Here is a 12,064-nt window from a genome sequence, read left to right on the forward strand (position 1 = left end):
CAGGTATTAAAACGATGTTTGATATTGTAATTGTAGGTGGTGGTTTAACGGGGGCATGTGCTGCCCTTGCTGTTAAGTTACGAAATTCATCGCTTAATGTGGCCGTGATAGAAGCATTTGCTGCCACAGATGAAAGTCAACCAAGCTTTGATGACCGCAGTATTGCGTTAGCCAGTGAATCGTTTAAATATTTATTTTCATTTGGTTTGCTTGATGCAAATAATGATTTTACTGCTGCGATAAAGGAAGTACTGGTTTCAGACCGCGGTCACTTCGGCAAAACCCAAATTCACAGTGATGATTACAGCGAACCTGCGCTTGGCTATGTTGTTGAAGTAAGGCCATGGGGTCAACAATTACATAAAAAAATGGTGGCAGAGGGCATAACGCTTTTTTGTCCGGATAAGGTAAGTACTTACCAACAAAAAGCTGAGTGTATAGATTTAACGCTCGAATCTGGTGAGCAGCTGTCAGCAAAACTAATGTTGGTAGCTGATGGTGCTCATTCCAAAACATTAGCACCGCTGCATATTCATACTCACACAGATGATTACGATCAAGTAGCGCTTATAGCCAATATTGAAGTAGTTGATGGCCATCACAATAAAGCGTTTGAGCGTTTTACTGAAACGGGCCCAATGGCTTTATTACCAATGACTAAAAACCGTTTTTCATTGGTATGGTGTGTAAAACCCGAGCAGCAAGAAACACTTCTGGGCTTATCTAATGCTGATTTTGTTGCCCAGTTACAAGCGTCGTTTGGTTATCGTGCGGGCATATTTACTAAAGTCGGTATGCGTGCTGCTTATCCATTAAAAGTGGGGAAACCAGAGCGTTTAATGCATCATCGCGTTGCCATTTTAGGTAATGCAGCCCATCTCGTTCATCCTATTGCAGGGCAGGGCTTTAACCTTGGTTTACGCGATGTAATTTTACTTGAGAAGTTAATTTCAGAAGCCACCGCTGAGCAAAACGATATTGGTGATGTTAGTTTGCTTAATCGCTACCAAGTTGAGCGAAATCAAGATGTTGATACCGTGTTATGGTTAACTGATGCCCTTGTTAGAGGGTTTTCTAACGACAATCGCGCATTTGCATTAACGCGCAGCATTGTGTTAACCGCTATGGCAAAGTGCAAACGTTTAAAAGCGCCATTGGCAAAACAATTAATGGGGAATGTAGGCTAGTGAAACAAGTTCAAGCGATTGTTGTTGGCGGTGGCTGTATCGGTTTAAGTGCGGCATTAGGTTTAGCTAATCTTGGTAAAAAAGTTTTGTTAATAGATGCTGGAAAACCTGCAAACGTCAATAGTGATGAATTTGGCTTGCGTGTTAGTGCAATTAGCAAAGCAAGCCAAGCATTGTTTGAAGAGTTAGGTATTTGGCAAGGCATTCAAGCACAACGGTTAGCGCCTTACTGTGACATGGATGTACGTGATAAAGACTCAACTGGACGCATTCATTTTTCCAGTAACGACCTAGATTTAACAGAGCTTGGCCATATTGTTGAGAACGAAGTTATTCGTCAGGCACTGATTAATGAGTGTGAAAAAAACAGCAATCTTGAGCTGTTATTTGAAACACCTTACAGCAGTATTCATCAAACAGATCAACAAGTGCTGGTAACACTGGCATCGGGTGAGCCGGTTATGGCGGAGCTTTTGATTGCCTGTGATGGAGCAAATTCGGCGATTCGCAGCCAATTTAAAATGCCGATTACTTTTTGGGATTACGACCATCACGCGCTAGTGGCAACGATTAAAAGCCAAGCTCCCCATGCAAATACGGCGCGTCAGGTATTTTTACCAACAGGGCCATTAGCATTTTTACCGTTACCAGAGCCAAATACCCATTCAATTGTGTGGTCAACCTCGCCAGAGCAAGCAAAGCAATTGCTAGCAATGGAAGAAGCTGAATTTAATAAAGCACTAACCGCAGCGTTTGATAGTGAACTCGGTTTATGCGCTGTGGAAAGTCAGCGTTTAAGCTTCCCACTTAAAATGCGATATGCGCGAAAGTGGGTAGAAAATCGCGTAATTTTAATGGGCGATGCTGCACACACTATTCATCCGCTTGCTGGCCTTGGCATGAACTTAGGTTTGAAAGATGTGGCGAAGCTATTAGAGCTGATTGCCAATGAGACGGGCAGCGATTTTGCGAATGCGAAATCACTTCGTCAATATGAAATGGCGCGAAAAGCCGATGCACAAACGCATATTGCGATGATGCAAGGGTTAAAAGAGTTATTTGAAGGCAGTAACCCAATTAAAAAACTAATTCGCGGCATTGGGCTAAACTTGGTCGATGCAGCAAAACCCATCAAGCATTTGTTTGCTGAAAAAGCATTACAGTAAAGTTATTTGGCGCGTTTAGCGCCAAATTTTTATTTGCACTTTTAAATGATGACTAATACTTCTCCCCTTTTAAGCCCAGCGCAAGTGTATCAAGCTGCACTTGAAAACGGCTTTGTATCTGATAGCGCGCAAGCTCAAGCAGTGGCTGCGCTGCAAAATTGTTATTTAGCATTAGAAAGCAAACAATCGAGTGTACAAGGGGTTTATCTATATGGCCCGGTAGGGCGCGGTAAAACGTGGTTGATGGATAGCTTTTATAACAGCCTAACCGTACCTGCTAAACGGCAACACTTTCATCATTTTATGCGCTGGGTACATCAGCGTTTGTTTCAATTAACTGGCCGTGAAAATCCGCTCAAGTTATTGGCAAGTGAACTGGCAAAGGATGTTGATGTACTCTGTTTTGATGAGTTTTTTGTTAGTGACATTGGCGATGCGATTTTATTAAGTGGGCTGGTACAAGCGTTTTTCGACCAAGGCTTAGTGCTGGTGGCAACGTCAAATCAACACCCTGACAAACTTTATGAAAATGGCTTTAATCGCGACAGGCTGCTTCCTGCAATTGAAGCGTTGAAACACCATATGCAGGTACTGAGTGTTGATGGCGGGCAAGACCACCGTTTACACCCGGGGGACAGCCAAAAACGCTACTGGGTGAAGCAAAGCGATGCGCTCACTGAGCAATTTAACTTGCTTGTCAAAACGCATAATCAAACATGTTTTTCGGATGAATCAATAGAAATTGGGCATTTAAAAATAGATGTCATTAACCAAAGTAAACATCTACTTTTTTGCCACTATGACGCGATATGCGAACAGCCTTTGGCGGCTGTCGACTTTATTTCATTGTGCGATACTTACAAAGCGATTTTTCTTGACGGTGTGCCGCAGCTATCGTGTGATTCAGTTGCAACTCATATCGCCCGTGGTACCGAAGATGGCGTAGAGCGTGTCGCCGCGGGAGATCGTGCTTTGCCTCAGTTATCACGTAAAGATGATGGTGTACGCCGTTTTATTGCCTTAGTAGATGAATGTTATGACCGCTCAATTCCGCTTTACATAAATGCAGATGTACCATTGCATCAGCTTTACACACAAGGCATATTAGAATTTGCATTTAGGCGAACACTAAGTCGCTTAAATGAAATGCAATTAGCACGCTTTCAGGCTGAAGGGCTTAGTAAAGAGTGACTAAGTCATACAGATTGTTGAAAATTCTGAGTTTTGTCTGCGCAAGATCAAGCAATTTTACAAAGCTTATCTATACTGTGTAACGGAACAAATAATAAAAAAGGAAACACAATGAGCTTAGGTACCGAACAAATCACCGATTTAGAGTTGCTGCTAAAATTTCCAACCTCCAGTGCGATGCAAGGATTAAAAATTCATCATGATGCGCCAGCAAGTGTACAAGCATCGGCCAAGCGTTTATTTGAACGCGGAATTATTGATCAAGTTGATGGTGGCTACTTAACGGAGCTTGGCCATGAACTACAGCAACACGCCCTGCATTTAAGTAACGCACTGAAATAATCCCTGTCATTTAGTGCTGCTAAATTAAAAGTCCAAAACCTGCCTAGATTGGTGTAATCTAGGCAGGCTACTAAATATAAGGACTTTCATGTTTACTCTCAAAAACTCATTTTTATCACTTTGTTTTGTAACGAGCTTTGCATCTTATAGTGCTATTTATAAATGCGAAATTGATGGCGTGCTCACCTTTAGCGATCAGCCATGTAGTGATAAGTATGAAAAAATTGAAGTAAACCCACAGGTTATCAAAAAACGTCCAAACGCTAACGCAAAGCCAAATACTGATTCAACCGACACTTATGTTAAGTCACGTCAATTAAAGCGCGAGATTGAACAAGTAAAAGCCCGTATTAAAAAACTGCAAAAAGACATGGATGTAGAAATTAGTGCGGTTAAGAATATGACTGTTCGCACTGCTAATAACCTCTACGGTGCGTCGCGATCTGAAGCGCTAGCACTTGAAATGAACGCCATTACTGAGCGTTACCGCGGGCTAATTGACGTTGAACAAAGCAACTTAGCGCGTTTACAAAATGAATTAAATAAACTGAATAACAGTAGCGCAACTAACCAAGGCGATGGCAATTCGCACACACAAGAACTCAACCGTATAGGCAGCTATGTAGATATGCAAAAGGTTGAAAGGCAAATTGCGAATAATGATGCGCAAATTAAGCGCTTGCAGCGTGAAATGAATGAAGAAGTTGCGGCATTAAAGAAGCAATCGGGCAATGCTAATACCAATCTAGCAGGAGCAAAACTGCAACAATCTCTTGCGCAAGAAATGGCTGCGGTAAGCAAACAATATCAAATCAAAATTAATGCATTGCAAAAAGAGTCAGAAATTTTACGCTCACAAAAAGCAAAATCAGCAGCACAAAGAGAGCCAGCTTACAATGGTGAGGGCTATTAAGGTTATATTGCCAAAATCATAGGCACAAAACTATTATTTACTTTCATGAGCCTCAATTTTTTGCCAGAGGCTTTCTGCATCTGCTGTTAACATTGAATAGGTTTTGATGTCACCATTTCGTTGTGCATGCATGGCTTTTTCTAACAATTTAAAATAATCCTTTTTCATTTTTTTACTGGGTTTGGTTTTAAAAAACTAAACATTGAGAATCCTTTGAAGTGTTTAGTTAGCTAAACGTAATGAGCTTATAAGTGGATCACGCAAATGCTTAATAAGGTGCTTTCAAAGTTAGTCACTGTTTTAAAAATAAAAAAAAGCCTGTGTTTCACAGGCTTTTTGTTGGGTGCCAAAATATAAACGAGGTTATCCACCTAGCTTATGTTTATACGTCCACAAATGCAGCATTTCGAGCGCAATGGTGGCGCCTGCAAGTGCAGTAATTTCGCTGTTATCGTAAGCGGGAGCAACTTCTACCACATCCATTCCGACAATATTCAGCCCTTTTAATTCGCGAAGAATATTGAGCGCTTTGTCGGTGGTTAAGCCACCACATACTGGTGTGCCCGTACCTGGTGCAAACGCTGGGTCAAGCGCGTCAATATCAAAGGTTAAATACACAGGTAATTCACCTACTGTGTGTTTAATCATCTCACCAATAGTGTGTGCTGATAATGCATTACTTTCAGCGCCGTCAATCACTTTAAAGCCATGCTCAGCTTGGGTGTAATTAGTGCGAATACCCACTTGTACCGAACTGTTTTTGTCGATGAGCCCTTCATTTGGCGCATGGTAAAACATAGTGCCATGATCATACTGACTGCCATTAGCATAGGTATCGGTGTGGGCATCAAAATGCACTAATGCCATTTTGCCAAAACGTTTTGCATGGGCGCGCAACAGCGGCAAAGTAACAAAGTGATCGCCACCAAAACTTAAAAGGCTTTTACCTTGTTCTAAAAGTTGTGTTGCGGCATCTTCAACTTGCTGTATAAAACCTTCGCTATCGCCCGGTGCAAACACCAAGTCGCCTGCATCAATTACTGCGCAATGATCGTTTAGTGTAAATGGCCAAGGGTAACGGGTTTCTTCCCATGCAAGGTTAACAGATGCGCGGCGCATCGCATCTGGGCCCATGCGGGCGCCTGAGCGCCCAGAAGTAGCCATATCAAATGGTAAACCAAGCACAACCACATCAGCATCACTTGATGTTGGGTCGTTAACTAATGGCTGGCGCATAAAAGTTGCGCCGTTGCCAAACAGCATGCCATTGTGTTTTTCAAATACGTTACTCATGGACTAAATATCTTCCAAATAAGTGTAGCCTTTTAAACCTGCATCTAGCTCAGCAAGTACTTCGCTGCGCTCATGCTCTGGTAATTTGCTATTCGCTAATTGAGCAAATGCGAGTCTGAATTCTTCTGCATCTAAGTGAACATAACGCAGCATATCTTCAACGCTGTCGCCTTCGTTAATTTCAACAATTTCGCTGTTGCCTTGTTCATTCACATTGACGACCACACTATGAGTGTCACCAAATAGGTTGTGCATATCACCTAAAATTTCTTGATAAGCACCTACTAAAAAGAAGCCTAACAAGTAAGGTGAGTCGGCCTGCCAATTTGGCACTGGCAAGGTGGTTTCAATACCTTGTCCATCTACGTACTGGTCGATTGTGCCATCTGAATCACACGTAATATCAAGTAGCACTGCACGGCGATCTGGCATGGTTTCTAAACCAGAAAGCGGTAACACTGGAAACACTTGATCAATACCCCATGCATCTGGCAGCGATTGAAATAGCGAAAAGTTAACAAAAAATTTATCCGCTAATCGCTCGTTTAACTCGTCCATAATTGGCCGATGAAAACGGTTTTTGCCATCCATCAACTGCTGTAACTCGTAGTTAATACGCAGTGTTATTTGTTCTGCCCATGCGCGTTGCTCAAGGCTTAAAAGCCCCATTGCAAACTGACTATGAACTTCCGCTAAATCACTTATACAGTCGTGATAAATTTCAATCAGTGCTCTGTCATCAACACGGTTATTAAGTTGTAACCACGAACGCCACATGTTTTGTAAAAGTAGTGGTGCATCGCTCTCAAGTACTGGCAATTCTTCTACCTGATACGATTCTGTGCCAATCACATTGGTAATAAGTACAGCGTGATGCGCTGTTAACGCACGGCCAGACTCTGAAATAATCATCGGCATTGGTTGCTCATACTGCTTACACATGTCGCCAATGGTGTAGACGATGTTATTCGCATATTCAGCAAGCGAGTAATTCATAGAATTGCTCGATTGACTGCGCGTGCCGTCGTAATCAATGGCTAAACCACCACCTACATCCATACAGGCTAAATTTGCACCTAAACGGCGTAATTCACAGTAAAAACGTGCGGCTTCACTAACACCTGTGCGCACATCGCGAATGTTCGCCATTTGTGAGCCTAAGTGAAAGTGAACAAGTTGTAGTGCGCTTTCCATTTTGTGCGATTTTAGCTCAGCTAATACGCTTAATACTTGTGATGCAGATAAACCAAACTTTGATTTTTCACCACCGCTTGCTTGCCACTTGCCTTTACCTTGCGATGCTAAACGTACGCGCACACCTAAGCGTGGGCTTACGCCAAGTTTGCGTGCTTCTTCAAGCACCATTTCAAGTTCAGAACGTTTCTCAAGTACAATATTAACTTTGTGACCAAGCTTTTCGCCAATGAGTGCTAAGCGAATATACTCGCAGTCTTTATAGCCGTTACACACAATCACAGAACTGACTTTTTGTGCCATCGCAAGTACTGCAAGCAGTTCTGCTTTGCTACCTGCTTCTAAACCTAATTGCTTTACCGATTGGCTAGCTTGGCTTGCTAAAATTTCTTCCACCACTTCGCGTTGTTGGTTTACTTTGATTGGATAAACCAGCAGGTAGTTGTTGCTGTAATCATAGCTTTCAATAGCCGCGTTAAACGCATTGCATAAACTATGTACCCGGTGGTGTAAAATTTGCGGAAATCGCACAAGCGCTGGTAACGATAACCCTTGCTGTTGAATTTGTTCGGCAATTTTAGACAAACTTACTGCATGCGTTGGCTTCGCCATATTTGGTGACACAGTAATTTCGCCTTGATCATTAATTCCATAATAACCTTGGCTCCAATGAGGTACATTGTAGCTTGCACGAACATGTTCAATTGCAGTGGTTTCTTTCATTTCTACCCTTAAAAAATAAATCGGTCATAAGACCAAAAAGTGCGCGCATTTAAAGGGAATAGGGGGGGGAAGTCCAACATAAAATTTTTGTCGTATCGACAAGAATATTATTGGCAAAATTCATCCAAAATTAATTTATATTTAGGCTGTTACACGCTATAAACCCAATTGAAAAATATTGCCGATTTACGTATTGGTAATTGTGAAATACGCTTCATTGGAGCAACTTAATGAGTGACACTGTCACAAAAGATCATCGCCTTATTATCAGCTTTTTAGGCCATTCAATTAATAAAGAAAAAGCAGATATAAAGCTCAATAAACAGCTTGGGGCTATAAAAGTACGTGATGCTTATGGTATCTGCATAAATAGCAAACAAGCCTGGCTGTTTGATTATGCTGTGTTGGTGTGTTGGGACTTTAATCAGACGGAGTTTGAACAACTGATCGCGCAAATTGATGAGCTTATCATCTCGCCTGAAAAACGCCCGAGCATCGATCACTATATTTACCGCGAAGGCGGATATGGTGATTTTAATATCAAAAATGATTGTCTATTTTTAGATAACTCAGATGATATGACCAAGCTCGCACTTAGCCATGCGCTTGCGCAATCGGCAAAATTAGAGTTTTTTGAAGAGCAAGCTCAAGCGGTAATTAGCGAAAATGCGTATTTATCACAGCAGCTTGCCCAAACTGGCAAGGTGCCTTTAACACGAAAAGAATTAGCAAAGTTGCGTGGTACCTTGTTTAAAACCAGTACCGATATTAATTTGCACTTTAATTTGCTTGATACTCCCGAGTTCTTTTGGGATAACCCAAATTTAGAAGGGGTTTATCAGCAGCTCAGCAAATATTTAGACTTATTGCCACGTATACATATTTTGCAAAAAAAGCTCGATACCATTCACAACTTAGTCGACATGCTAAGTACCGAGCAAAACCACAAGCACTCTGCGTTTTTAGAGTGGGTGATTATTATTTTAATTGCCGTCGATATCGCGATTTATTTCTTTTAAGCCTCCGCTTAAATTTTAAAAGCAACAAAAAGCCTGTGTATCTCACAGGCTTTTTTTTGAATAAATTAGATGAGTAAAGCAAGCCGCGCTAAATTCACATAGAATAAAATATGACTTTAATTCCCACTCAGAAATTTAAAATGTGTGTGGTACATCCAGTGGTACAAAAAAATAGTTGATTACTTTCTTCAAGTATTTCAATTATTGGGTTTTATACCAGTCTTGGTAAGTCCGAGATAATAGACAGCGCTTGATTAATAAAATGATAATAAGGCAGTTTTTATGTGTTTATTTTATTGGTCTATGGCCAATTACATTCTATCTGTAGTACCCGCTCTTATTCATTTTGGTAGTACTACTTTATATCTTGATTGTAATTGTTCTTTAAAAATCTAAGTTTTTGATATTCATATCTGTGCCGAATTTTAGGCAAAAGAAAAGCCGCTAAAAAGCGGCTTTGTCTGTGCTATTGGTGGAGCTGGGGGGATTTGAACCCCCGTCCGAAAAGCGTCGACCTTCGGTCCTACATGTTTAGTATCGTCTTTTGGTTAACCTTTAAATCTCGGACGAACACGATAAGTAAAGGCGAGGCCGCTTCAATTTAGCCCTTCAACCCCGGCCAGGGTTTCCGTAGCGATCTTATGTAAGGGTGACACTCCAAAATCCAGTCCACAAGAATACTTGGAAGGAGCGCTAGCGGCCTAAGCTGCTAGAGCGTAAGAATCGTCGTTTGCGATTACTTTAAATACGGCTTTTTTACGAGGCCAGCCGCACCTCGACATGCACCTTAGGCTTCATGAATCCCGTCGAATCCTAATCAGCCCCTGAATTTGTTTCATCTGAATCATACTCAGTTGTATGGATTATAACGCTTAGTTTTTGCGTTAAACAAGGAAAAACCACAAATTAGTGGTTTTTAGTAAGCTATGTGCTGGATTTTTATTCGCTTTCTTCAATTGCAGGCATTGGCCAGCCGCCTAAGGCTTGCCATTTATTTACAATGTAACAGTAAAGCTCGGCGGTACGCTCGGTATCGTATAATGCGCTGTGTGCTTGGCTATTATCAAAATCAATGCCCGCGGCGCGACATGCTTTTGCAAGCACCGTTTGGCCTACTGCTAAGCCAGCTAGGGTGGTTGTATCAAAGCTTACGAATGGGTGAAACGGGGTGCGTTTAATGTTATTACGTTCAATTGCGGCATTTAAAAAACCGTGATCAAATGCAGCGTTATGTGCAACTACAACGCTGCGCTGGCAACCCGCTTCTTTTTGTGCTTTGCGCACTGCTTTGCAGATTTCTTTAATAGCAACATCTTCTTTTACGGCGCCACGCAGTGGTGAAAATGGGTCGATGCCATTAAATTCAATTGCCGAACGTTCTATGTTTGCGCCATCAAACGGTTCAACATGAAAGTGAAGTGTTTTGTCGATGCTGAGTTCACCTTGGTCGTCCATTTTTAGCAAGCTAACAGCAATTTCTAATAATGCATCGGTTTTATTATTAAAGCCTGCCGTCTCAACGTCGATAACTACAGGAAAGAAACCGCGAAAACGCTTGGCAAATAAAGTTGTTGGTGCTTCAGCTTGAGACATATACTTACTTTCAGTGCTTAATAAGGCCGCGTATTATGGCAAAATTAGGTTGATACTGACCAGTAAAATTTTATGAACTAACACCTTATTTAGGTATATTTTTTGCTTAATTTTATTAGCTGCTGCTTGTAACAGTAGATGTTGTGTTTAACCATGCGTTTATCGAATTTAGGAGACCTAAGTGCAATTAAAAAAAATAGTGCAGTGCTTGTGCGTTGGTCTTTCGTTAAGTGCCATTTTTTCTTCACAGGCCGCACTTCGCAGTTATGGTGCTGTTGAAAGTAATGCTAAATGGAATACACCAGAGAGCTCACGTTTAAGCTGTCAGCTAGAGCATGATATTCCACGCTTTGGTAAAGCCAAATTTTTGTCGACTGCGAGTAAAGACAAACCGCTTCATTTCACACTAGATATGTTGATAAAGCCAGAAGGGTATGATGTTGCCGATGTGCTATCGGTACCGCCAGTTTGGAAAGCGGGTAACCCAGCGCGCAGTTTATTTGACGCTAATTTGTTAAAGCAATTTGATACAGAGCTGGATTCAAAAGCCTCTTGGTTGTTATTGACTGAGCTAGAAAAGGGCAATGTACCAACTTTTTATTACCACGATTGGCATAACAGCCAAGATAAAATAAAAGTAGAGTTGTCTTCTGTTAATTTTCGAAACCAATATTTAAGCTTTTTAGAGTGCCGAGATGCATTATTGCCATTTAGTTTTGATGATATTGCTTACACTGTGATGCGTTATGAATCTAACAGCAGTGAACTTACGCGAGATTCAAAAAAACGCTTAGAAAAAATTGGATTATATTTGGAGAACGATCCTACTATTGATTCGGTAGTGATCACAGCCTATACCGATTCGTATGGTGGCCGTTATATTAACCAACAACTGTCAGAAAAACGTGCAGAAGCGATAAAAACGTATATGACAGAAAAAGGCATCGCTGCTGAAAAAATTATGACACAAGGGTTTGGTGAAAGACGCCATGTAGCAACCAATAATACAATTATTGGCCGTGGTAAAAACCGCCGCGTTGTGATTCAAATTGAAAAAGTATAGGAAGAGCTTTGCATATCTAAATTGCTAAAATTTTTTAATGATGACGGGATTATTCCGTCATCATTATGCTGATTTCACACCAACTTTCTTGCTGATAAAACCCAATTTTTACCTTTTTGCCTGCCACATTATAAAAGTATGTGTAACGGCCAATATCTTCAGTTACTATTTGCGGCTCACCTAACTTATCACGGAAAAATTGCATTACAGTTTCTAAATCTTGTTTAACAAAACCACTAATGATCATTGGGTAATCATCTTGAAGTGCCATACGCACTTGAAAGTCATTGGGAAGGGGTACGTCGTCAATATTTGCTTGCGCCACATGGCTTAGGCTCATTAAAACGCTAAGTGCGATACTGCAACATAACTTCTTCATG

12 protein-coding genes and 1 other RNA gene are annotated in these 12,064 nt (G+C 41.2%); 7 read left to right on the forward strand and 6 right to left on the reverse strand.

Going from position 1 to position 12,064, the window contains the following annotated elements; genetic code table 11:
* The first annotated feature begins 5 nt into the window (after window positions 1-5).
* The 5 genes from ubiH (at window position 6) to AAEU29_RS00405 (ending at window position 4,799) form a co-directional block, all read left to right on the forward strand.
* Window positions 6-1,187, forward strand: a complete 1,182-nt coding sequence (gene ubiH, locus AAEU29_RS00385) for a 2-octaprenyl-6-methoxyphenyl hydroxylase (protein WP_421972285.1) — start codon at window positions 6-8, stop codon at window positions 1,185-1,187.
* Window positions 1,187-2,353, forward strand: a complete 1,167-nt coding sequence (locus tag AAEU29_RS00390) for an FAD-dependent oxidoreductase (RefSeq protein WP_421971597.1) — start codon at window positions 1,187-1,189, stop codon at window positions 2,351-2,353. The genes ubiH and AAEU29_RS00390 overlap by 1 nt, the downstream gene beginning before the upstream one ends.
* Before the next feature lie 45 nt (window positions 2,354-2,398).
* Entirely contained in the window at window positions 2,399-3,544 is a 1,146-nt protein-coding gene (gene zapE, locus AAEU29_RS00395; RefSeq protein WP_421971598.1) for a cell division protein ZapE, read from the forward strand.
* A gap of 111 nt (window positions 3,545-3,655) precedes the next feature.
* On the forward strand, window positions 3,656-3,886 hold the full coding sequence (locus tag AAEU29_RS00400) for a TIGR02647 family protein (protein ID WP_274761458.1): 231 nt from the start codon (window positions 3,656-3,658) through the stop codon (window positions 3,884-3,886).
* An 88-nt stretch (window positions 3,887-3,974) separates the two neighbouring features.
* Complete coding sequence (locus AAEU29_RS00405) at window positions 3,975-4,799, forward strand: hypothetical protein (RefSeq protein ID WP_421971599.1); 825 nt, start codon at window positions 3,975-3,977, stop codon at window positions 4,797-4,799.
* A 33-nt stretch (window positions 4,800-4,832) separates the two neighbouring features.
* Here AAEU29_RS00405 and AAEU29_RS00410 read toward each other — a convergent pair whose 3' ends face one another.
* The 3 genes from AAEU29_RS00410 to speA form a co-directional block, all read right to left on the reverse strand.
* Window positions 4,833-4,967 (reverse strand): DUF6435 family protein, encoded by a 135-nt coding sequence (locus tag AAEU29_RS00410; RefSeq protein ID WP_421971600.1) that lies wholly within the window; start codon window positions 4,965-4,967, stop codon window positions 4,833-4,835.
* Window positions 4,968-5,162: 195 nt separating this feature from the next.
* The gene (gene speB, locus AAEU29_RS00415; RefSeq protein WP_421971601.1) at window positions 5,163-6,092 is read right to left on the reverse strand and encodes an agmatinase; all 930 of its coding nucleotides are present in this window, start codon (window positions 6,090-6,092) and stop codon (window positions 5,163-5,165) included.
* 3 nt (window positions 6,093-6,095) lie between these two features.
* Entirely contained in the window at window positions 6,096-8,009 is a 1,914-nt protein-coding gene (gene speA, locus AAEU29_RS00420; protein ID WP_421971602.1) for a biosynthetic arginine decarboxylase, read from the reverse strand.
* Window positions 8,010-8,239: 230 nt separating this feature from the next.
* Here speA and AAEU29_RS00425 point away from each other — a divergent pair, with 230 nt between their 5' ends.
* Complete coding sequence (locus AAEU29_RS00425; RefSeq protein WP_421971603.1) at window positions 8,240-9,028, forward strand: RMD1 family protein; 789 nt, start codon at window positions 8,240-8,242, stop codon at window positions 9,026-9,028.
* Window positions 9,029-9,498: 470 nt separating this feature from the next.
* On the opposite strand, the gene ssrA is transcribed toward AAEU29_RS00425, so the two are convergent.
* Window positions 9,499-9,853: a transfer-messenger RNA gene (gene ssrA / locus AAEU29_RS00430) on the reverse strand.
* Window positions 9,854-9,967: 114 nt separating this feature from the next.
* The gene (gene rnt / locus AAEU29_RS00435; protein ID WP_421971604.1) at window positions 9,968-10,621 is read right to left on the reverse strand and encodes a ribonuclease T; all 654 of its coding nucleotides are present in this window, start codon (window positions 10,619-10,621) and stop codon (window positions 9,968-9,970) included.
* Between the two features lie 181 nt (window positions 10,622-10,802).
* Between rnt and AAEU29_RS00440 the strand changes: the two genes are divergently transcribed.
* A complete protein-coding gene (locus AAEU29_RS00440; RefSeq protein WP_421971605.1) occupies window positions 10,803-11,684 on the forward strand; it encodes a flagellar protein MotY in 882 nt (293 codons plus the stop codon).
* 49 nt (window positions 11,685-11,733) lie between these two features.
* On the opposite strand, the gene AAEU29_RS00445 is transcribed toward AAEU29_RS00440, so the two are convergent.
* Complete coding sequence (locus AAEU29_RS00445; protein ID WP_421971606.1) at window positions 11,734-12,063, reverse strand: hypothetical protein; 330 nt, start codon at window positions 12,061-12,063, stop codon at window positions 11,734-11,736.
* Between the last annotated feature and the right edge of the window lies 1 nt (window position 12,064).

This window comes from Pseudoalteromonas aquimarina, from assembly GCF_049257255.1.
In the GTDB taxonomy this organism is placed as follows: Bacteria; Pseudomonadota; Gammaproteobacteria; order Enterobacterales; family Alteromonadaceae; genus Pseudoalteromonas.

What these genes read in the sequence shown, in the direction of transcription:
- rnt (WP_421971604.1), bottom strand. Translation starts at nt 10,621, where the DNA reads ATGTCTCAAGCTGAAGCACCAACAACTTTATTTGCCAAGCGTTTTCGC.
- speB (WP_421971601.1), bottom strand. Translation starts at nt 6,092, where the DNA reads ATGAGTAACGTATTTGAAAAACACAATGGCATGCTGTTTGGCAACGGC.
- AAEU29_RS00405 (WP_421971599.1), top strand. Translation starts at nt 3,975, where the DNA reads ATGTTTACTCTCAAAAACTCATTTTTATCACTTTGTTTTGTAACGAGC.
- AAEU29_RS00445 (WP_421971606.1), bottom strand. Translation starts at nt 12,063, where the DNA reads ATGAAGAAGTTATGTTGCAGTATCGCACTTAGCGTTTTAATGAGCCTA.
- AAEU29_RS00410 (WP_421971600.1), bottom strand. Translation starts at nt 4,967, where the DNA reads ATGAAAAAGGATTATTTTAAATTGTTAGAAAAAGCCATGCATGCACAA.
- zapE (WP_421971598.1), top strand. Translation starts at nt 2,399, where the DNA reads ATGATGACTAATACTTCTCCCCTTTTAAGCCCAGCGCAAGTGTATCAA.
- speA (WP_421971602.1), bottom strand. Translation starts at nt 8,009, where the DNA reads ATGAAAGAAACCACTGCAATTGAACATGTTCGTGCAAGCTACAATGTA.
- AAEU29_RS00400 (WP_274761458.1), top strand. Translation starts at nt 3,656, where the DNA reads ATGAGCTTAGGTACCGAACAAATCACCGATTTAGAGTTGCTGCTAAAA.
- AAEU29_RS00425 (WP_421971603.1), top strand. Translation starts at nt 8,240, where the DNA reads ATGAGTGACACTGTCACAAAAGATCATCGCCTTATTATCAGCTTTTTA.